The 19,883-nt window shown below is 60.8% G+C and carries 18 protein-coding genes; 6 read left to right on the forward strand and 12 right to left on the reverse strand.

Annotation, left to right across the window (positions count from 1 at the left end):
• Positions 1–18 precede the first annotated feature (18 nt).
• Positions 19–1,401, forward strand: a complete 1,383-nt coding sequence (locus MD273_RS14670; protein WP_239038553.1) for a sodium-dependent transporter — start codon at positions 19–21, stop codon at positions 1,399–1,401.
• 49 nt (positions 1,402–1,450) lie between these two features.
• On the opposite strand, the gene paaX is transcribed toward MD273_RS14670, so the two are convergent.
• A complete protein-coding gene (paaX, locus tag MD273_RS14675; RefSeq protein ID WP_239038554.1) occupies positions 1,451–2,425 on the reverse strand; it encodes a phenylacetic acid degradation operon negative regulatory protein PaaX in 975 nt (324 codons plus the stop codon).
• Positions 2,426–2,828: 403 nt separating this feature from the next.
• Between paaX and MD273_RS14680 the strand changes: the two genes are divergently transcribed.
• The 5 genes from MD273_RS14680 to MD273_RS19215 all read left to right on the forward strand — a co-directional run bounded on the left by MD273_RS14680 (position 2,829) and on the right by MD273_RS19215 (position 8,082).
• Complete coding sequence (locus MD273_RS14680) at positions 2,829–3,983, forward strand: ABC transporter substrate-binding protein (protein WP_239038555.1); 1,155 nt, start codon at positions 2,829–2,831, stop codon at positions 3,981–3,983.
• Positions 3,984–4,059: 76 nt separating this feature from the next.
• Entirely contained in the window at positions 4,060–4,935 is an 876-nt protein-coding gene (locus MD273_RS14685; protein WP_239038556.1) for a branched-chain amino acid ABC transporter permease, read from the forward strand.
• Between the two features lie 2 nt (positions 4,936–4,937).
• Complete coding sequence (locus MD273_RS14690; RefSeq protein WP_239038557.1) at positions 4,938–5,945, forward strand: branched-chain amino acid ABC transporter permease; 1,008 nt, start codon at positions 4,938–4,940, stop codon at positions 5,943–5,945.
• Positions 5,942–6,700, forward strand: a complete 759-nt coding sequence (locus MD273_RS14695) for an ABC transporter ATP-binding protein (RefSeq protein ID WP_239038558.1) — start codon at positions 5,942–5,944, stop codon at positions 6,698–6,700. Before MD273_RS14690 ends, MD273_RS14695 begins: the two co-directional genes overlap by 4 nt.
• A 17-nt stretch (positions 6,701–6,717) precedes the next feature.
• A complete protein-coding gene (locus MD273_RS19215) occupies positions 6,718–8,082 on the forward strand; it encodes an ATP-binding cassette domain-containing protein (RefSeq protein WP_502846064.1) in 1,365 nt (454 codons plus the stop codon).
• 115 nt (positions 8,083–8,197) lie between these two features.
• Here the strand turns inward: MD273_RS19215 and paaZ are convergent, their stop codons facing one another.
• The 11 genes from paaZ to paaG all read right to left on the reverse strand — a co-directional run bounded on the left by paaZ (position 8,198) and on the right by paaG (position 19,705).
• Positions 8,198–10,243, reverse strand: coding sequence for a phenylacetic acid degradation bifunctional protein PaaZ (gene paaZ / locus MD273_RS14710; RefSeq protein WP_239038559.1), 2,046 nt, complete (start codon positions 10,241–10,243; stop codon positions 8,198–8,200).
• An 87-nt stretch (positions 10,244–10,330) separates the two neighbouring features.
• Positions 10,331–11,410: a 1,2-phenylacetyl-CoA epoxidase subunit PaaE gene (gene paaE / locus MD273_RS14715; protein ID WP_239038560.1), complete on the reverse strand. Its 1,080-nt coding sequence runs from the start codon at positions 11,408–11,410 to the stop codon at positions 10,331–10,333.
• A 13-nt stretch (positions 11,411–11,423) separates the two neighbouring features.
• Positions 11,424–11,993 (reverse strand): 1,2-phenylacetyl-CoA epoxidase subunit PaaD, encoded by a 570-nt coding sequence (gene paaD / locus MD273_RS14720; RefSeq protein WP_239038561.1) that lies wholly within the window; start codon positions 11,991–11,993, stop codon positions 11,424–11,426.
• Complete coding sequence (paaC, locus tag MD273_RS14725) at positions 11,977–12,741, reverse strand: 1,2-phenylacetyl-CoA epoxidase subunit PaaC (protein WP_239038562.1); 765 nt, start codon at positions 12,739–12,741, stop codon at positions 11,977–11,979. The genes paaD and paaC overlap by 17 nt, the downstream gene beginning before the upstream one ends.
• 11 nt (positions 12,742–12,752) lie before the next feature.
• A complete protein-coding gene (paaB, locus tag MD273_RS14730) occupies positions 12,753–13,034 on the reverse strand; it encodes a 1,2-phenylacetyl-CoA epoxidase subunit PaaB (RefSeq protein ID WP_239038563.1) in 282 nt (93 codons plus the stop codon).
• Positions 13,035–13,051: 17 nt separating this feature from the next.
• On the reverse strand, positions 13,052–14,044 hold the full coding sequence (gene paaA, locus MD273_RS14735; RefSeq protein WP_239038564.1) for a 1,2-phenylacetyl-CoA epoxidase subunit PaaA: 993 nt from the start codon (positions 14,042–14,044) through the stop codon (positions 13,052–13,054).
• Between the two features lie 293 nt (positions 14,045–14,337).
• Positions 14,338–15,645 carry a phenylacetate--CoA ligase PaaK gene (gene paaK / locus MD273_RS14740; RefSeq protein WP_239038565.1) on the reverse strand — a complete coding sequence of 436 codons (1,308 nt, stop codon included), beginning with the start codon at positions 15,643–15,645 and terminating at the stop codon, positions 14,338–14,340.
• A 57-nt stretch (positions 15,646–15,702) separates the two neighbouring features.
• Positions 15,703–16,950 (reverse strand): 3-oxoadipyl-CoA thiolase, encoded by a 1,248-nt coding sequence (gene pcaF, locus MD273_RS14745; protein ID WP_285229167.1) that lies wholly within the window; start codon positions 16,948–16,950, stop codon positions 15,703–15,705.
• Positions 16,947–17,393 (reverse strand): hydroxyphenylacetyl-CoA thioesterase PaaI, encoded by a 447-nt coding sequence (gene paaI, locus MD273_RS14750; protein WP_239038566.1) that lies wholly within the window; start codon positions 17,391–17,393, stop codon positions 16,947–16,949. Before paaI ends, pcaF begins: the two co-directional genes overlap by 4 nt.
• Positions 17,390–18,910 carry a 3-hydroxyacyl-CoA dehydrogenase PaaH gene (paaH, locus tag MD273_RS14755; RefSeq protein WP_239038567.1) on the reverse strand — a complete coding sequence of 507 codons (1,521 nt, stop codon included), beginning with the start codon at positions 18,908–18,910 and terminating at the stop codon, positions 17,390–17,392. The genes paaI and paaH overlap by 4 nt, the downstream gene beginning before the upstream one ends.
• A 3-nt stretch (positions 18,911–18,913) precedes the next feature.
• Positions 18,914–19,705, reverse strand: a complete 792-nt coding sequence (paaG, locus tag MD273_RS14760) for a 2-(1,2-epoxy-1,2-dihydrophenyl)acetyl-CoA isomerase PaaG (RefSeq protein ID WP_092005186.1) — start codon at positions 19,703–19,705, stop codon at positions 18,914–18,916.
• Between the last annotated feature and the right edge of the window lie 178 nt (positions 19,706–19,883).

Raw genomic sequence — 19,883 nt, forward strand, 5'->3', positions numbered from 1 at the left:
ACTATTTCGGAGAAGTACATGACTAATCAAACACAACCGCACCAGCTGGCTTCAAACCTCTGGTCTTCGCGTCTTGCGTTTATCCTGGCTGCCGCCGGCTCTGCCGTGGGGCTGGGTAATATCTGGAAGTTTCCCTACATCACCGGTGAGCACGGTGGCGGTGCATTTGTGCTGGTGTACCTGGTGTGCATCGCCATCATCGGCGTGCCTGTGCTGATCGCCGAAACCATGATCGGTCGTCGTGGTGGCCAGAGCCCGGTGGCCACCATGCGGTCCCTGACCGAGAGTGAAGGCACCGCCCGGGGCTGGCGGGCGATCGGATGGAACGGCGTGATTGCCTCTTTCCTGGTACTGTCCTTCTACTCGGTCATCGGTGGCTGGTCTCTGGTCTATATCGGCAAAGCTGCCGCGGGGCTGTTCACCGGTGCCGATGCCGAAACCATCGGGACACAGTTCGGCAGCCTGCTGTCGAATCCCTGGGAACTGCTGCTCTGGCACAGTGTGTTCATGGCCATTGTGGTGCTCATCGTCGGCCGGGGTATTCGTTCGGGGCTGGAGCGGGCCGTCAACACCCTGATGCCGCTGTTGTTCATCCTGCTGGTGGTCATGGTGTTCTATGCGATGAACTCCGGCAGTTTCGGCCGGGCGGTGGACTTCATGTTTGCCCCGGACTTCAGCAAGCTCACCACCAAGGGCGTGCTGGTGGCGCTGGGTCATGCAGCCTTTACCCTGAGTATCGGTATTGGTGTACTGATGGCTTACGGCTCCTATCTCCCGAAACGGATCAACATTGCCCGTACTGCCATGACCATCGCGGTGCTGGATACCAGTGTTGCACTTCTGGCGGGCCTGGCGATCTTCCCGCTGGTGTTTGCCAACGGCCTGGAACCAGGCACCGGGCCGGGGCTGATCTTTGTCACCCTGCCGCTGGCCTTCGGCAAGATGACCGGTGGTGTGCTGTTCGGGGTGATTTTCTTCACATTGCTGCTGGTGGCAGCGGTGACCTCGGCCATTTCCATGCTGGAGCCGGTCGTGGAGTGGCTTGAAGAGCACAAGGGCATCAACCGTTTCAAGAGTGCTCTGACCGGCGGTCTGGCGATCTGGTTCGTGGGGATCGGCACGGTGTTGTCGTTCAACGTGTGGTCCGATGTTCATCCGCTGGGCTTCCTGGCCTTCTTCGAGGGCAAGACGGTGTTCGATCTGCTGGACTTCCTTGTGTCGAACCTGATGATGCCCCTGGGTGGCCTGGCGATTGCCCTGTTTGCCGGCTGGGCCATGCGCCGTGAAGGTCTGGGTGAGGATATCGGCCTGCAGGGCGGCGCCTATCGAGGGTTCATGGCGGTGTTGCGTTACCTGACGCCGGCCGGGATCCTGGTGGTGTTTCTCTACAATCTGGTCTAGTCCCCATGGGCCCGGGCACCATCCTGGCGCCCCCGGCCCGTCGAAGGGCTCATATCGGTTCGCTGACCGTTGTGGGCCTTTCTTCGTATTCGTCGCTGGTGTCCTGCAGGCCTCCGAACCGGCGGTAGAATTTCTCGTTGGGTCCGGGTAGGGGACCGGAGGCATTTTCGAGGTTTTCGTCCAGCCACTTTTCAGCCCGGGCGTAGATGTGACGGTACAGGTTCCGGCACAGCTGCTTGGCACTTCGGCCTTCCCAGTCCCCCGGCAGTAACTCCTCGGGCAGCAGGGGATCCCGCAACAGGATCTTCCGGTACTCATGAATCAGCAGGATGCGCAGGGTGAGGCACTCGGCCGGTGTCAGGTCATCCTCGTTCTGCAGCTCCCGCCAGACCGGGCGGAACTGTGCCAGGAATCGCCGGTAGCGTCCGCCCAGCTCGTCCAGATTCCAGCTCTCGCGCACCTGCAGTCTCAGGGCCCTGGACGCCTTCTGCTCCATCGGCACGGTTTCCATCACGATGGTGTCTTCGAGGGCCCCCCATTCCTGCAACAGGGGCAGCAGTTCATTGCGGGTAAAGCGGGGATGTTCCATCACGCCCGGCGCCATGCTGCCAAAACTGAGCCATTTCAGTTCTTCACGAACTTTCTGCTTCAGGTCCGGGGGCAACTGGTTGAGATAGACCAGGCACCAGCTGCCGCTCCATTCGCGGGTCGACAGGCTGTAGACGTGCTGGAATGCCTGTTCGAACCGGCGCAGACCGGGGCCGGTCAGGCTGTAGTAACTGCAACGGCCGACCTTCTCTGTTTGAAGCCAGGATTCCTGCACCAGCCGGTATACCGAGGTGCGAACCAGCCGCTGACTGATACCCATGGGTTCCACCAGCTTCATCAGGCTGCCCAGCCATACGGTCCCTCCCCGGGGAACGATGGCATCACCGTAGATGGTGATAATCAGAGAGCCGGCGCGAAGCGGTCGTTTCTTCTGGAAGTTGATGACGAGCTGCTCAAGCTGGTTTTTTGCAGACATAGGATTCTTGTCGGTTATCAATTATCGAGAATGACAGATCTGATACGTATTATGCGGTTCCTGTGTGTCACGTAAAGCATTCAATGCCGTATCGACCGACTAGCGCCTTGGACCATGGTCGGCTTTACTGAGAGAACCTGTCAGGTTGTCACCCAAATCGGTTGACATGGATATTATGATACAATAATGTCCATTGATATTCGTCAACGGTATCGAATTTTATTGTTGATGAAGATCAGGGAGCTGACAGATCAGGGATGAAACCACAAATATAAAGCTGACAACGGGTCGAAGGGTGACTGAAATGACACAGAAGTCAGAGCCAGGCTCTCGATCGTTGTTTTACTTCTGAGCAATGGATGGGGGGCAAGTAAGCCCCACACAATTCGGGAGAACAAAAACAATGCTTAAGACAATTCTGCGTCGCACGGGACAAGTTGCGGCCATCGCCGCCGCAGGCCTGGTTATGAGTGCCCAGGCTGCAGAGCCGATCAAGATCGGTTCTTTCCTGTCAGTTACCGGCCCAGCCTCTTTCCTCGGGGATCCGGAACTGAAAACTCTGGAAATGTACGTTGAGAAAATCAACGAGGATGGTGGGGTTCTCGGCCGTCCGCTCGAGCTTATTCACTACGATGACGTGGGTAATGCCTCCAACGCCCGTAACTTTGCCAGCCGGCTGATCCGTTCCGATCGTGTCGATATCATCGTCGGTGGTAGTACCACCGGTGCTACCATGGCCGCTGTGCCCCTGGTGGAGCAGGCCAAGGTTCCTTTCATTTCCCTGGCGGGTGCCGTGGTAATTACCAACCCGGTGAAGAAGTGGGTATTCAAAACGCCGCAAACTGACCGCATGGCGGCAGAGCGCATCCTGACCGACATGAAAGACCGTGGTATTACCCGCTTCGGCCTGATTTCCGGTACCGGTGGTTTCGGCAGTTCCGGTCGCACCCAGACTCTGGATGTGGTTGAGCAGATGGGCATGGAAGTCGTGGCCGATGTGACCTACAGCGGCTCCGATACCGACATGACGGCCCAGCTTACCAACATCCGTAATACCGATGGTGTCGAGGCGGTGCTGAACTTCGGCTTCGGCCAGGGCCCGGCCATCGTGACCCGCAACTATGCCCAGCTGGGCATGGAGCTTCCCTTCTACCAGTCCCACGGTGTGGCGTCTGACAGCTTCCTGGAGCTGGCGGGTGATGCTGCCGAAGGCGTGCGCCTGCCGGCTTCCCCGCTGCTGGTCCCGGACTCCCTGCCGGATGACGACCCCCAGAAGCAGGTCGTGCAGGATTACAAGGCCGAGTACGAAGCCCGTTGGGATTCCAAGGTGTCCACCTTCGGTGCCTATGCCTACGACGGCCTGATGCTGGCAGTCCAGGCCATCGAAGCCGCCGGCTCCACCGACAAGGAAGCCGTACGTGAAGCTCTGGAAAATATCCAGGGTTATGTGGGCGTAACCGGTGTGTTCAACATGTCACCGGAAGACCACAACGGCCTCGAAGCCGACTCCTTCCGCATCCTGGAAGTCCAGAACGGCGAGTGGAAGCTCATTAACTGATCTGTCCATCAAGCAGTAAACCGTCTGCCCGTCCCGGTTCGGGGCGGGCAGACGCTGTCCGACCGGAACCACGGCTATGTTTGCAGAATTCCTCCAGTATCTCTTCACCGGGATCACTATCGGTGCTACTTATGCTCTGATAGCCCTCGGGTTTACTCTCATTTATAACGCCAGCCACGTCATCAACTTTGCCCAGGGCGAATTCCTGATGATTGGCGGCATGGCGACCGTTTCTCTCACGGCGATGGGCGTGCCCATGGTACTTGCCATCATCCTGGCCGTGTTGCTTGCCGGTGTTCTCGGTATCCTGCTGCAGCGCTTTGCTATTGCGCCTGCGAAACAGGCCGATGTGGTGACGCTGATCATCATCACCATCGGTGCCTCCATTTTCATCCGTGGTCTTGCCCAGCTGGTCTGGGGCAAGGAATACCACGTCATGCAGAATTTCAGCAGCGACGAGCCGATCCGGATCTTCGGTGCTGTCCTCAACAGCCAGAGCCTCTGGGTTCTGGGTATCGGTGCGATCCTTGTGGTCGGACTGGTACTGTTCTTTACCCGCACACTGATCGGTAAGGCGATTCTCGCCACCTCCATGAACAAGGAAGCCGCGCGTCTGGTGGGTATCCGTACCCAGCTGGTTCTGATGCTGGCGTTCCTGGTGTCGGCGGTGCTGGGGTCGGTTGCCGGTGTCGTGGTTGCGCCGATTACCTTCACCTCCTACGACATCGGCATCATGCTCGGCCTCAAAGGCTTTGTCGCCGCCGCCATCGGCGGGTTGGGCAGCGGTATCGGTGCCGTTGTCGGTGGCCTGTTGCTGGGCGTGGTCGAGGCCATGGCTGCGGGCTACATCTCCTCTGACTACAAGGACGCCGTGGCGTTCTCCATGATTCTCGTCGTGCTGTTCTTCATGCCGCGCGGTCTGTTTGGCGCCAAGGTCGTGGAGAGGGTGTAACCATGTTGAATAGATTCATGCAAATGCGGCTTCGGGACCTGATCATTCTGGCGATCATCCTGTTTGCCCTGCCGTTGTTCCTGAACAACCCGTTTCACTATGACCTGGCCACCCAGATGGCGATTATCGCGGCCACGGTGGTAGGCCTGAACCTGCTGGTCGGGTTTGCCGGCCAGATCAGTCTGGGACATGCCGGTTTCTTCGGTCTCGGCGCCTATTTCACCGGCATCATGACCAGCAGTTACGGCTGGTCCTCGGTGCCCGCACTGGTCGTTGGCGCGATCGCGGTGGGTATCATCGCCTGGATTGTCGGTCGTCCCATCCTGCGCCTGAAGGGGCACTATCTGTCCATGGCGACCCTGGCCGTCGGTTTTATCATCGCAATCATCCTCAACAACGAACGGGCGTTGACCGGCGGGCCGGATGGTATGCCGGTGCCGGCCTTTACCGTATTCGGCTGGGAGCTGAGCCCGTTTGGCAGCTATAACCTGCTCGGCATGGAGCTCAATGGCAGTGAGGCCTGGTACCTGTTTGCAGCACTGGTATTGCTGGTTGCGGTCTGGCTCGCCCAGAACCTGATCGACTCGCCCATCGGCCGGGCGCTGCGTTCGGTGCACGGTTCAGAAGTGGCTGCGCGGGTGGTTGGTGTCGATACGGCCCGATACAAGAGCCTGGTGTTCGTGGTTTCAGCGATTTATGCCAGTGCCATGGGCAGTCTGTACGCCCATTTCCAGGGCTTCATTACGCCGGCTGTGGCCGGGTTCGATTTCTCCATCCTGTTTATCACCATGGTGGTTCTCGGCGGTATGGGTTCCACTATGGGCGTCATCCTGGGTGCCGTGGTGCTCAAGCTCCTGCCCCAGGTGCTGGCGGATTTCCAGGAGCTGGAAACCGTCATGTTCGGTGCAATCCTGATGCTCACCATGATCTTCATGCCCAAGGGCCTGCTGCCCACTATCCAGATGGCTGTCGGTAAGCGGATGAAGAAAAAGGCGGGAGGTCAGGCATGAGCGCACTGATTGAAGTAAAAGGCCTGGACAAGGCTTTCGGTGGCGTCCATGCAGTGGAAGGCGTGTCCTTCTCGGTGGAAGCCGGCCAGGTGTATTCGGTGATCGGCCCCAACGGGGCAGGCAAGACGACCCTGTTTAACCTGATTTCAGGTATCTACACCCCGACCAAGGGCGAAATCAGCCTGAAAGGGGAGAGCACTGCCAGGCTGGAACCGAACCAGCTGGCGGAGCGGGGCATGTGCCGCACGTTCCAGCAGATGCAGATCTGCATGAACATGTCCGCCATCGAAAACGTGATGCTGGGGCGCCATCTCAAGCTCCGGAGCAATCTGTTCACCACGCTGTTCCGGTTGCCGTCCCTGCTTCGGGACGAGAAATCCTGCCGGGAGCGGGCAGCGGAACTGATGGAGTTCGTCGGTTGCGGCGATTACCTGGATACCGAGGCGTCGGCCATGTCCTATGGCGCCCTGAAGCGGCTGGAAATCGCCCGGGCGCTGGCGGCAGAGCCCAAGGTCATCCTGCTGGATGAGCCGGCCGCCGGTCTGAACGCCGTGGAAACCGCGGCTCTGGAGAAGCTGATCCGGAAGATTGCCGATCAGGGCACCACCGTCATGCTGGTTGAGCACGACATGAAGCTGGTCATGGGTATTTCCGACCGCCTGCTGGTGCTCAACTACGGGCGCGTGCTGGCGGAAGGTACGCCGGAAGAAATCCGCAACAACCCGGACGTCATTGCTGCCTACCTGGGCGGCTGAGCAAGGAGACATTTCATATGAGCGAGCAACAGACCGAAATGGCGCCTGCCCAGTCCCGCAGCGAGCAGGCAGTACGCATTATTGTTCACGAGCATCAGGCGCTGTGGCGCATACTGGACCTGCTGGACCAGCTGCTGAGCGACATGAACATCAACGAGCAACAGCCGGATGAGCGGTTGTTCACCAAGATCTTCGATTACATCGAACACTTTTCCGAGCGGGTACACTCGACACCAACGGACATCGAGCTGTACAAGCGCCTGGGAGCCAAGCACCCGGAGTCGCTGCCACTGCTGGAGAAGCTTTCCAAGGGCTACCTCGTCGGCCATGAGAAGCTGATGGAGCTTCGCCAGCTGCTGACCGCCTGCATGGAAAACTGGCCGGAGGGTCGGGAAGAATTCAGTCACGCTCTGGCCCGGTTCACCGAAGCCCTGCGCAAGCACATCCGCAAGGAAGAAGGGGTGGTGATTCCCCGTGCCCGCAAGGTGCTCTCCGATGAGGACTGGGAGCAGATTATCGAAGCGCGGGACATCGAGAACGATCCCCTGTTTGGCGAGCGGGTCCGGGAGGAATTCCGGGAGCTGCGCCACGAGATCATCAGCTATACCCCGGAGCGCTTCGGTGGTCTTGGCCTCAAGCATGCGGAGCAGGTCACTGCACCCCACGCCCGGGAGGAAATGCTGGCAATCAAAGGCCTTGCAACCTCCTATGGCCAGATCGAAGTGCTGCATGACATCGACATCAGCATCAACAGCGGCGAAATCGTGTCACTGGTGGGCGCCAACGGTGCCGGCAAGTCCACCCTGCTGATGAGCATCTCCGGCCTCCAGCCGATGGATCGCGGCAGCATGGTGTACCAGGGCAAGGACCTTGCGAAGGTCTCTGCCGACCAGCGGGTCGGCGACGGTATTGTCCAGGTGCCGGAAGGTCGTCAGGTGTTCAAGGATCTGTCGGTCCATGACAACCTGTTGCTGGGAGCCTACACCCGCGGGCGCAGCCAGGAAGTGGAAGATGATCTGGAGCGGATGTATACCAAGTTCCCGATACTGCGCCAGAAGCGCCACAACCTGGCCGGGGAGCTCTCCGGCGGTCAACAGCAGATGCTGGCCATGGGGCGCGCGCTGATGGCCCGGCCGAAGCTGCTGTTGCTCGATGAACCGAGCATGGGCCTGGCGCCTCTGATCATCGAGGAGATCTTCGACATCATCAAGGAGTTGAAGAAAGAAGGCATCACCATTTTCCTGGTGGAGCAGAACGCGTCCCAGGCCCTGGCCCTGGCGGACCGCGGTTACGTGCTGGAAACCGGTAAGGTGGTCATCGAGGGTACCGGCCGGGAGCTGCTCAGCAACGAGAAGGTCCGGGAAGCTTACCTGGGCATGTAAAGCCTGAGCCGGGCGGAAACAGAAAAGGGGACAGGCTTTTGGCCTGTCCCCTTTTTATTTGCCTCCGGCCTGCCGTTCGGGTCCAACGGATGGCAGGCCGGACACGCCCCCAGTCTTACTGGGGACGTTTGGCAACCAGTGTCAGGATGTCGTAGCTCGCCACCAGCTCGTCGTTCTGGTTGTGAACCTGGACGTCCCAGACCACCACACCCTGGGGGTGGCCGTCCGGAGAAGTCCGACCCTGATCGATCTTGCGCTTGCAGGTCAGGCGGGCCCGGATGGTGTCGCCCGGGGCTACCGGCTCGATGAAGCGCAGGGTGTCCAGGCCGTAGTTGGCCAGGACCGGACCCTCGCCCGGGGAAACGAACAGGCCTGCGGCTGCGGACAGCACGAAGTAGCCATGGGCAATGCGCTTGCCGAACTGGGATTCCCGCGCTGCCAGCTCATCGAAATGCATGTAGAAGTGGTCGCCGGACAGGCAGCCGAAGTTGACGATGTCCGCCTCGGTTACGGTCCGACGATGCGTCAGCAGGGACTCGTTGATCTGCAGATCTTCGAAGTGACGACGGAACGGGTGCACCTCGGTCTCGATTACATCGGCGCCGCGCACATACTCGCGGGTCACGGCTGCCAGCATGGTCGGGGAGCCCTGGATGGAGGTCCGCTGCAGGTAGTGATGGACCGCGCGGATACCGCCCAGCTCTTCGCCACCACCGGCGCGACCGGGGCCGCCGTGCTTGAGCATGGGCAGGGGTGAGCCGTGACCGGTGGATTCCTTCGCCGCTTCGGCATCCAGCAGGTGCAGACGGCCGTGGAACGCGGCAAGCAGCGGAGCAATCCTGCCGGCAGTGGCCGGATCGCGGGTGGTCAGAGTGGTGACCAGCGAGCCGCGGCCCTTGGAGCACAGCTCCACTGCATCTTCGATGGTGTCATAGGGAATCACGGTGGCCACCGGACCAAACGCCTCGATATCGTGTGCGCCACAGCCGTTTTCCGGGTTGCGGCACAGCAGCAGGTGCGGCTCGATGAACGCACCCTTCTCAGTCCCTTCGCCAGTAGGCTTGAAGCTGCCGTCGCCACCGACGACCAGTTCACTGGTTTTCAGCAGTTCCTGAATATTGGCCTTGACGTCTTCCAGCTGATCGATGGAGGCCAGGGCGCCCATGCGCACGCCTTCCACGGAAGGATCGCCGACGGTGACTTTCGCCAGTCGCTCTTTCAGCTTCTCGCAGACGGCGTCCACCCGGTCTTTCGGGACCAGGACCCGGCGGATCGCGGTACACTTCTGGCCGGCCTTGGCGGTCATCTCACGGCCGACTTCCTTCACGAACACGTCGAACTCTTCGTGTTCGGGGGTTACGTCCGGGGCGAGGATGGCGCTGTTGAGCGAGTCCGCTTCCGCGTTGAAGGGAATGGACTTGTTGATGATGTTCGGATGGTTGCGCAGCTTGCGTGCCGTCGCTGCCGAGCCGGTAAAGGTAACCACGTCCTGTTCTTCCAGGTGATCGAACAGGTCGCCGGTGCTGCCGATGATCAGCTGCAGGGCGCCTTCAGGCAGGGCGCCGGAATCCTGCATCAGGCGAACGGCCAGTTCGGTGACGTAGCAGGTGGAGGTGGCCGGTTTCACGATGCAGGGCATGCCTGCCAGGAACGTGGGCGCGAATTTCTCGAGCATGCCCCAGACCGGGAAGTTGTAGGCGTCAATGTGGACCGCCACACCGCCACGGGGCACCAGGATATGGGTGCCCGCGAAGTGGTTGTTCTTGCCCAGCGGCATTACCGGACCTTCGTGCACGACGTTGCCGGACGGCAGCTCGCGGCGGCCCATGCTGGCGTACGAAAACAGCGTACCGAAACCGCCATCGATGTCGATGCCATTGTCACCCTTGCTGGCACCGGTGTGCATGGACAGGGCATACAGCTCTTTCTTGTGTTCCTGCAGGTACATGGCCATGGCTTTCAGGGCCAGGGCACGTTCCTGGAAATCCATGGCCATCAGGTTCTTGCCGCCAACCTTGCGACCATATTCAACGGCTTTCTTGAAGTCGAGGGTGTCGTCGTGGGTATGGGCCACGATTTCGCCGTTGACGGCGCTGGGCAGCGCCTTGGCGGGCTTTTCACCGACCCACTGGCCGGCAATGAAACTTTTCAGGACTGACATGGGAAACTCCATTCGTTTCTGAAACACGAAGGCAAGCCCCGACTTCCCGGGGCTTGCCTTGTTCGTATCGTTCGGGTGGGGCCGGACTTACATCTCGTCGTAGTCCAGAACCACCTTGTCGCTGATCGGATAGCACTGGCAGGAAAGCACGTAGCCGGCTTCGACCTCGTAATCCTCGAGTGCGAAGTTCTGGTCCATTTCCACCTCACCTTCGACGACCTTGGCGCGGCAGGTGGAGCAGACGCCCGCCTTGCACGAATAGGGCAGGTCTGCGCCTTCTTCGTTACCGGCATCCAGGATGCTCTTGGTGTCGCGAACCAGCGGGAAGGTCAGGGAGCGGCCGTCGGCAATGACGGTCACTTCACTGATGGACTCCGGGTTCACGTGGGATGGATCCCTGTCTTTCCTGGCCTGGGGCACACCACCGGCAGGCGTGAACAGCTCATAGTGAACCTTGCTCTTGTCCATGCCATGGCGAACCAGAGAATCGCGAACCGTTTCGGTCATCGCCTGGGGACCACAGATGAAGGCCGCGGTGAGTTCCTTGGCGTTGATCCAGTGATCGAACAGGGCATCGCATTTCTCATGGTCGATTCGACCGTTGTAGAGATCGATGTCCTGCTCTTCGCGGGTGAAGATGTACACCAGGTTCAGGCGGGACATGTACTCGTTCTTCAGATCCTGGAGTTCGTCCCGGAACATGGTGTTGCTGGTGGCCTTGTTGCCGTAGAACAGGGTGACCTCGCTCTTGGGCTCGGTTTCCAGCGTGGTCTTCACGATCGACAGGATCGGTGTGATACCACTGCCGGCGGCGACGGCCAGGTAGTTGCCTTCACGCTCGGGATCCAGATCGACGGAGAAATGGCCCTGGGGCGGCATGACTTCCAGGGTCTGGCCGGGTTTGAGCTGCTCGTTGGCAAAGGTGGAGAAGCGGCCACCGGGAATCCTCTTGACTGCAATGCGCAGCTCGTGGTCATTGACGCTGTTGCAGATAGAATAGGAGCGGCGCACTTCCTCGCCATCCAGCTTCGTTCTCACCACCAGGTGCTGGCCCTGCTTGTAGGAGAACTTGTCGGCCAGGTCCTCCGGTACGTCGAAAGACAGGGTTACTGCGTTTCTTGTTTCAGGTCTGACCTCTTTGAGGGCCAGTGAGTAGAATTTATTCATGGTCGTCTTGGCTCTAGATGCATTTGAAATAGTCGAAGGGCTCGAGGCAGTCCTTGCAGCGATACAGGGCCTTGCAGGCGGTGGATCCGAACTCGCTGACCCGCTCTGTTTCGGTGCTGCCGCAATGGGGGCAGGTGATCACTTCGGAGTCGCCCAGCAGGCTTCGCTTGCTGGCACTGCCCTGGGGCGGCGCAATACCGAACGCCCGGAGCTTCTCTTTGCCTTCGTCTGTAATCCAATCGGTGGTCCAGGCCGGGGTCAGCACCTGGTTGATCCGGACATTCCGGAAGCCCGCAGCGCGCAGGGCTTCCTCGATCAGTTCCTCGATCAACTCGGTCGCGGGGCAGCCGGAGTAGGTCGGCGTCACATCGACGGAAAGTTCCTTCCCGTCCCAGTGCACGGCCCGGACAATGCCGAGCTCCACGACACTTACCGCCGGAACTTCGGGGTCCTTGACGTCTTCAAGGATCGCCCAGATATCCGCCTCAGTCAGTTGGTCGGTGTTGGCATTTGCCGGCACCCGATCACTGGCTATCAGCTTGTCTACCGCTGACCGCGGGTCTGTATCACCATGTTGTGGCATCGGGATAGGCCCTCTGCAGAAACTGCATTTCTGCCAGAATGAAACCGAGATGTTCGGTGTGCTCACCACGCTTGCCGCCCAGGTACATCCAGGCATCGTCCGGCTGCGGCGTCAGGGTGGCTTCCTCGAGCACTTCCTTGACCAGTCCGCGCCAGTCTTCCTTCAGCTGCTCGGGATCCGGACCGATTCCGGCCTCAGCCATCAGCTGGTCGGTCTTGTCCGGCGTGATCAGCTCGCCGGTGAAGCGCCAGAGAATGTCCACCGCATCCTGCATACGACGGTGGCTTTCCTCGGTACCGTCACCCAGGCGCTTGACCCACTCGGACGAGCGGCGCAGGTGGTAGGTCACTTCTTTCAGTGCCTTGGCAGCGATGGCGGCAACCCGCTCGTCGCTGGCGTTGACCAGGCTCTTCAGGGTGAAGTAGTGCCAGGCGTCGTAGAAGAACTGACGACCCATGGTGACCGCGTAGTCCTCATTCGGCTGCTCGGTCAGGAGCAGGTTGCGGTAGTCGTGGGCGTCGCGACGGAACGCGAGTTTGTCGGCATCCCGACCGTCATCGATCAGCTCGGCGGCATACTCGTACCAGTTCCGGGCCTGACCGACGAGGTCCAGCGCGACGTTCATCAACGCCATTTCTTCTTCCAGCGCCGGGGCCTTGCCGCACAGCTCACACAGGCGCTGGCCCAGGATCATGTCGGAGTCCGCCAGGCGCAACAGGTATTCCGTGAGTGCTTCTTTCTGAGTCATGGAACCACTCCTTACATGTGTCCGACTTCGTCGGGCAGCTCGTAGAAAGATGCGTGTCGGTAGACCTTGTCTTCCGAAGGATCGAACAGGACCTCTTTCTCATCGGAGGCGGAGGCTGTGATCGCGTCGGACGGAACCACCCAGATGCTTACACCTTCGTTGCGGCGCGTGTACAGGTCACGGGCGTTCTCCATGGCCATTTCCGCATCGGCGGCGTGAACGCTGCCAACGTGCTTATGGTTCAGACCGTGCTTGCTGCGTACGAAAACTTCGTAAAGGCTCCATTCAGCCATGATTCTTTCCTCCGGTATCAGGCGGCTTCTGCGCGCTGTTTTTGTTTTTTGGCATAGGCGACGGCGGCTTCACGAACCCACGCGCCTTCCTCGATTGCTTTTTTGCGAGTGTTGATGCGCTCGCGGTTACAGGGGCCGTTGCCCTTGAGAACGTCGTAGAACTCCTGCCAGTTGATTTCACCGAAATCATAGTGGCCACGCTCTTCGTTCCACTTCAGGTCCGGATCCGGTGCGGTGCAGCCCAGGAACTCGAGCTGGGGCACGGTCTGGTCGATGAACATCTGGCGCAGTTCGTCATTGCTCTTGCGCTTGATCTTCCAGGCCATGGACTGCTGGGAGTTCGGGGATTCGTCGTCGTGCGGGCCGAACATCATCAGTGCCGGCCACCACAGACGGTTGATGGCGTCCTGCACCATCTGCTTCTGCTCCTCGGTGCCTTCACGCATCATGTCCAGCAGGATCTGGTAGCCCTGACGCTGGTGGAAGCTCTCTTCCTTACAGATGCGGATCATGGCGCGGGAGTAGGGACCATAGGAGGTACGCTGCAGGACAACCTGGTTGACGATGGCGGCGCCATCCACCAGCCAGCCAACGGCACCCATGTCGGCCCAGTTCAGGGTCGGGTAGTTGAAGATGCTGGAGTACTTGGCCTTGCCTTCATGCAGCTTTTCGATTTCTTCATCACGGTCAGCGCCGAGGGTTTCCATGGCGCTGTACAGGTACAGGCCGTGACCGGCCTCGTCCTGGATCTTGGCCATCAGCTGCAGCTTGCGCTTGAGGGTCGGCGCACGGGTTACCCAGTTGCCTTCCGGAAGCATGCCGACCACTTCGGAGTGGGCGTGCTGGGAAATCTGGCGGACGAGGGTCTTGCGGTAGCCCTCGGGCATCCAGTTCTTCGGTTCGATCTTCACTTCGGCGTCGATTTTTTCCTGGAATGCGCGCTCTTCGGGCGACATCTCATCCAGGCTCTTGACGCGCTTGGCTCCGGTTTCAACGAGCTGGGCGTACATACAATACCTCCGGTTCGGCTTGTTGTTCTGCGAGCAAGAATGCTCTCTTCATGTTCCTCTGATTTTAGTCAATATTAAATGATACTGAATAAAAATCAAGGAACGATTTTGTGTGTCATGTCAGGTTAAAAGGTTGCGCCATCGCTATTTAAGCGCTTGATACGCTGCCTAAAAAAAGTGATACGTAATGAAAAACTATCGAGATCTATTGAGAGAAAGTTAAATTAAATCCCGATAATCCGGATGGAAAGGCCCCGGCCGTTCGCGTGAACCGGCCGGGGCACTGCCGGGATTTACTTCCGGCGGTCGATAACCCGCTTGGCCTTGCCCTCGGAGCGGGCCAGACGGTTGGGTTCCACCACCTCGACACGGGTGCTGATGCCGATGTAGGACTTGATGTGGTGAGCCAGTTCCTTGGCTGCCTTGGTGCGTACCTCGTCGCCCATGCCGGCTTCCGGCTTGAGTTCGGCACGGATGTCCACGCAGTCCAGGTTGCCCTCCTTGTAGACCTCGATCTCGTAGTGCGGCGCCAGCGCCTCGCACTTGAGGACCTGTTCTTCGATCTGGCTCGGGAACACGTTCACACCACGGATGATCAGCATGTCATCGCTGCGCCCGGTGATCTTGTCGATACGACGCATCGGACGGGCGGTGCCGGGCAGCAGACGGGTCAGATCGCGGGTACGGTAGCGCAGGATCGGCAGGGCGACCTTGGTCAGGGAGGTGAACACCAGCTCGCCGTATTCACCGTCCGGAAGCACCTCGCCGGTGTTCGGATCGATGATTTCCGGATAGAAGTGGTCTTCCCAGATGGTCGGGCCGTCCTTGGTTTCGATGCATTCCATACCAACACCCGGCCCCATCACTTCGGACAGGCCATAGATGTCCAGAGCCTGGATGCCCAGGCGCTCCTCCAGCTCCGTGCGCATGCTGTTGGTCCACGGCTCGGCGCCGAAGATGCCCAGGCGCAGGGGCAGTTTGCGCGGGTCAATGCCCTGGCGGTCCATCTCGTCCGCGATGTTCAGCATGTAGGACGGCGTCACCATGATGATGTCCGGCTGGAAATCCTTGATCAGCTGGACCTGCTTCTCGGTCTGGCCGCCGGACATGGGGATTACGGTACAACCCAGACGCTCGGCACCGTAGTGGGCACCCAGGCCGCCGGTGAACAGGCCGTAACCGTAGGAAACATGGACCTTGTCACCGCGGTAGCCACCGCCGGCACGGATGCTTCGGGCCACGATATCGGCCCAGGTGTTGATGTCACTCTGGGTGTAGCCGACCACGGTGGGCTGGCCGGTGGTGCCGCTGGAAGCGTGTACCCGGACCACATCGGACATCGGCGTGGCGAACATGCCGAACGGGTAGTTCTCGCGCAGGTTCGCCTTGGTGGTAAACGGGATCTTGGCCAGGTCTTCCAGGGAGTTGATGTCCATCGGTTTCAGGCCGATGTCATCAAACGCCTTCCGGTAGAACGGAACATTGGTGTAGGCATGGACCACACTCCAGCGCAGGCGCTGGAGCTGCTCGTGACGAAGTTCGTCAATGCTGGCGGTTTCCATGCGGTCGAGTTTCCCGATTTTCTGCAGAGGTAAGCTCATAATCGAATCCTGCTTGTTCTTGTGCCTTGAGTCAGCGTGTCATTGTTGATGATGGTATTACTCGGCGCTGTCGGTGCGCTCGATGATCAATGCGATGCCCTGGCCGACGCCGATGCACATGGTGCACAGGGCGTAACGGGCTTTCTTGCCGGCCTTGTGGCGACGCTCCAGTTCGTTCAGGGCAGTAGTTACCAGCCGTGCGCCACTCATGCCCAGCGGATGACCCAGGGCGATGGCGCCGCCATTCGGGTTCACGTGCTCGGCGTCGTCCGGCAGTCCCAGATCGCGGGTGACCGCCAGGGCCTGGGCGGCAAAGGCTTCGTTCAGCTCGATCACGTCCATGTCCGCCAGTTCCAGCCCGGCGGTCTTGAGAACCTTGCGCGTGGCCGGTGCCGGGCCGAAGCCCATGATCCGGGGTTCAACGCCGGCGGTGGCCATGGCAACGATCCGGGCCCGCGGCTTCAAGCCATATTCTTTCAGGGCAGCCGCGCCGGCCATCAGCAGGGCGCAGGCACCGTCATTGACGCCGGAGGCGTTGCCGGCCGTGACCGTACCGTTCTCTCGGAACGGGGTGGGTAGCTTGGCGAGTTTCTCCAGGCTGGTTTCCCGGGGATGCTCGTCGGTATCCACCACCAGCGGGTCCTGCTTGCGGCGGGGGATGGTGACCGGCGTGATCTCGTCGGCAAAAACGCCAGCGGCCTGGGCGGCAGCAGTGCGCTGCTGGCTGCGCAGGGCGAAGGCATCCTGGTCTTCCCGGGAGATATTGAACTGCTCCGCCACGTTCTCGGCGGTTTCCGGCATGGAATCGATGCCGTACTGCTTTTTCAGCACCGGGTTGACGAAGCGCCAGCCGATGGTGGTATCAAAGATCTCCGCCTTGCGGCTGAAGGGGCTATCGGCCTTGCCCATGACAAAAGGTGCACGGGACATGGATTCGACACCGCCGGCAATCATCAGGCTGGTTTCACCGGTGCGGATGGCGCGGGCGGCGCTGCCCACCGCATCCATGCCGGAGCCGCACAGCCGGTTGATGGTGCTGCCCGGAACGTCTACCGGCAGACCGGCCAGCAGCAGGGACATGCGGGCTACATCCCGGTTGTCCTCGCCGGCCTGGTTGGCGCAGCCGTAGAGCACGTCGTCCACCCTGGACCAGTCCAGGTCCGGGTGCCGCTCGACCAGGGCCTTGATCGGAATCGCACCGAGGTCGTCAGCCCGGACCGGGGAAAGCGCGCCGCCGTAGCGACCGATGGGGGTGCGGATGGCGTCGACGATGTAAGCGTCCAGCAGGCGGTTGTCAGTGCTCATGAATTGTCCTCCGAATTGCGGACGGTGCCGCGAACTTCATAGGAGCGGCCGCGGAACAGTGCCACGGTGCGGCCGTCCTGGTTGGTCAGGGTAATGTCGTAAATGCCGGTACGGCCGCCCCGGGAACGTTCTTCCGCGGTGGCGGTCAGCAGGTCGCCCTCTCTGGCGCCGGACATGTAGTCAATGCTGCAGCCGGAAGCCACGGTGGCCCGGTCATAGCTGTTGCAGGCAAAGGCAAAGGCGGAATCGGCCAGGGTGAACAGGTAGCCGCCATGGCAGGAGCCGTGGCCCTGGATCATGTCGGGGCCTACGGTCATGGTCAGGATGGCCTTGCCGGGGGCTACGGATTCGATTTTCATGCCCAGTTTCTGGCTGGCACGGTCCCTGGCGAACATGGACTCGGCGCATTCTTCTGCCAGTTTCTGTGGATCGATAGCGCTCATGCGTAAAACCCCTTGTTGGCAAAACAGTTCTTTCTCAGCAGCAGCGACGGCCGGTAGCGATCTTCGCCGTAGCTGTTCTGGATGTTGGTCAGCACGGTGAAGGTGCGGCCGGCCCCGAGGCGGTCACTCCAGCTCAGAGGCCCTTCCGGGTAATTCAGGCCGGCTTTCATGGCCAGATCGATATCGGCAACCGTGGCGACTCCGTGCAGGTGGGCATCGGCACCCTCGTTCGCCAGCATGGCGACGGTGCGCATGACCACCAGGCCCGGGCGATCGGCAATGCGGCTGACCGCAAGGCCGGCCGTCTGCAGCAGGGCGCAGGCGTCGTCGATGGCCTGCCCGGAGGCCTGGTCCGCCGCCGCAATCGCCAGACGGGAGGCCTGGGCGTAGTCGAAGGCAAGGTCGAACAGCACCAGGTTGGCGCAGCCTTGCGCGGCGGCCCGTTCGGTGGCCAGACGGCCGTCGGTCAATGCCAGCACTGCCTGGCCAAAGCGCAGTTGGCCGTTGCCGGCCCGCTCGATGATCTTCAGACCCGCATCGCGGAGACGATCCACCAGGGCCGACGCAGGGCCCAGGCTGCCTTCGACGATAACTACAGATTCATTGCTCTGGCGCGGAGCTTCGGTCTGCGGCTCGGGGCGCTCTGCCCCCTCCTGGTAACTATAGAAGCCCTGGCCGCTCTTGCGACCGAGATGGCCTGCGGAGACCAGCTCCTGCTGAACCAGTGAGGGCAGGAAACGGGTGTCCTGGTAGTAGGCGTTGAACACCGAGTTGGTCACCGCGTAGTTGACGTCATGGCCGATCAGGTCGGTGAGCTCGAAGGCGCCCATGCGGAAATTGCCGGCCTCGCGCATCAGGGCGTCAAGGGTAGCCGGGTCCGCGGCCTGTTCCTGGACGAGGCGCAGGCTCTCGGCATAGAACGGTCGTGCAACCCGGTTGACGATGAAGCCGGGAGTCGACGTCGCATAGACGGGTTTCTTGCCCCAGTTGGCGGCGGTGTCGTACACCGTCTCGGCAACGGCCTTGTCGGTGGCCAGGCCCAGCACCACTTCCACCAGCGCCATCAGCGGAGCGGGGTTGAAGAAGTGCATGCCCACCAGGCGACCGGGATGCTTCATGCCGGCACCCAGGGAGGTGACGGAAATGGAGGAGGTGTTGGTGGCGAGGATGGCGTCCTCGCGGCACAGCGCCTCGAGGTCAGCCAGCAGGCCGCGTTTGATGTCGAGGTTCTCCACGATCGCCTCGATCACCAGCCCGCTTTCGGCTACTTCCGAGAGATCGGCCACCGGCTGGATGCGGTCGAGGAGGGCGTCCAGGTCCTGCTGCTCCATCTTGCCCTTGTCCACACGGCGTTGCAGCACCTTGGCAATGCCGTCGCGCCCCGCCTCGGCGGCCCCTTCGCGCTGGTCATGCAGGAAGACGTGGTGCTCTGCCTGGGCCGCTACCTGGGCGATGCCAGCGCCCATGGCGCCGGCGCCGATGACTGCAACTTTGGTTTGGGTATCCAGTGCCGGCATGGTTTATTTCCCCTTGAAAGACGGTGTGCGTTTTTCCATGAAGGCGGCCACGCCCTCGCGGTAGTCTTCAGTGCGACCGGCTTCCCGCTGCAGATCCCGTTCGAGGTTGATCTGCTCTTCAAAGGTGTTGTTGACGCTGGCGTGCAGGGCCTGCTTGATGAGTGCCAGGCCCTTGGTGGGCTGGGTGGCGAAGTGGCGGGCCAGTTTCATGGTTTCTTCCATCAGCTGGTCGTCGTCCACGCACTGCCAGATCATGCCCCAGTCTTCCGCCTTTTCCGCGCCAATCTTGCCGCCCAGCAGGGCCATGCCCTTGGCGCGGGCCATGCCTGCCACCCGGGGCAGGGTCCAGGTACCACCGGAATCCGGCACCAGGCCCAGCTTGCAGAAAGCCTGGACGAAGCTGGCGGAGCGGGCGGCCAGAGTAATGTCGCAGGCCAGGGCGATGTTGGCACCGGCACCGGCGGCTACTCCGTTCACGGCGCACAGCACCGGCATGGGCAGGTCGCGAAGGCTGCGCATCATCGGGTTGTAGTAGTTCTCCAGGGAGGCACCCAGATCCGGCATTTCCTGGCCCGGGGAAACGCTGCGATCCGAAAGGTCCTGACCGGCACAGAATCCCCGGCCGGAACCGGTGATGACCAGCACCCGCACCGTTTCGTCCTTGCGGACGGTGTCGATGGCATCGCGCATGCGCTCATGCATTTCGACATTGAAGCTATTGAGGTTATCCGGTCGGTTCAGGGTAAGCAGGGCGACGCCCTGATCGATTTCAAGAAGGATGCTCGGCTGGGTCATGGTGTTGTCCCGTTGTTGGTAGCAAGAAATGGTTCGGGACGCTCAGCGTCCCGTTACAGGAATGGCGAATAGCCCCCGGAGCACGCGAGGGGTGTCCGGGCGGAAATTGGCAGGGGTGGTATGGATGTTTTCCGGTACCGCCCCTGCGGATGTGATGTGCAGGTTGTTTGGCATAAGC

This window comes from Marinobacter sp. C7, from assembly GCF_022343555.1.
GTDB lineage: Bacteria > Pseudomonadota > Gammaproteobacteria > Pseudomonadales > Oleiphilaceae > Marinobacter.

Bases quoted from the DNA above. Each gene is read 5' to 3' on its own strand.
- MD273_RS14690 (WP_239038557.1), top strand. From the start codon at position 4,938: ATGTTGAATAGATTCATGCAAATGCGGCTTCGGGACCTGATCATTCTG.
- paaI (WP_239038566.1), bottom strand. From the start codon at position 17,393: ATGAGCGCTATCGATCCACAGAAACTGGCAGAAGAATGCGCCGAGTCC.
- MD273_RS14680 (WP_239038555.1), top strand. From the start codon at position 2,829: ATGCTTAAGACAATTCTGCGTCGCACGGGACAAGTTGCGGCCATCGCC.
- paaZ (WP_239038559.1), bottom strand. From the start codon at position 10,243: ATGTCAGTCCTGAAAAGTTTCATTGCCGGCCAGTGGGTCGGTGAAAAG.
- MD273_RS14695 (WP_239038558.1), top strand. From the start codon at position 5,942: ATGAGCGCACTGATTGAAGTAAAAGGCCTGGACAAGGCTTTCGGTGGC.
- MD273_RS19215 (WP_502846064.1), top strand. From the start codon at position 6,718: ATGAGCGAGCAACAGACCGAAATGGCGCCTGCCCAGTCCCGCAGCGAG.
- paaE (WP_239038560.1), bottom strand. From the start codon at position 11,410: ATGAATAAATTCTACTCACTGGCCCTCAAAGAGGTCAGACCTGAAACA.
- paaB (WP_239038563.1), bottom strand. From the start codon at position 13,034: ATGGCTGAATGGAGCCTTTACGAAGTTTTCGTACGCAGCAAGCACGGT.
- pcaF (WP_285229167.1), bottom strand. From the start codon at position 16,950: ATGAGCACTGACAACCGCCTGCTGGACGCTTACATCGTCGACGCCATC.
- paaD (WP_239038561.1), bottom strand. From the start codon at position 11,993: ATGCCACAACATGGTGATACAGACCCGCGGTCAGCGGTAGACAAGCTG.
- MD273_RS14670 (WP_239038553.1), top strand. From the start codon at position 19: ATGACTAATCAAACACAACCGCACCAGCTGGCTTCAAACCTCTGGTCT.
- paaH (WP_239038567.1), bottom strand. From the start codon at position 18,910: ATGCCGGCACTGGATACCCAAACCAAAGTTGCAGTCATCGGCGCCGGC.
- MD273_RS14685 (WP_239038556.1), top strand. From the start codon at position 4,060: ATGTTTGCAGAATTCCTCCAGTATCTCTTCACCGGGATCACTATCGGT.
- paaX (WP_239038554.1), bottom strand. From the start codon at position 2,425: ATGTCTGCAAAAAACCAGCTTGAGCAGCTCGTCATCAACTTCCAGAAG.
- paaG (WP_092005186.1), bottom strand. From the start codon at position 19,705: ATGACCCAGCCGAGCATCCTTCTTGAAATCGATCAGGGCGTCGCCCTG.
- paaA (WP_239038564.1), bottom strand. From the start codon at position 14,044: ATGTACGCCCAGCTCGTTGAAACCGGAGCCAAGCGCGTCAAGAGCCTG.
- paaC (WP_239038562.1), bottom strand. From the start codon at position 12,741: ATGACTCAGAAAGAAGCACTCACGGAATACCTGTTGCGCCTGGCGGAC.
- paaK (WP_239038565.1), bottom strand. From the start codon at position 15,645: ATGAGCTTACCTCTGCAGAAAATCGGGAAACTCGACCGCATGGAAACC.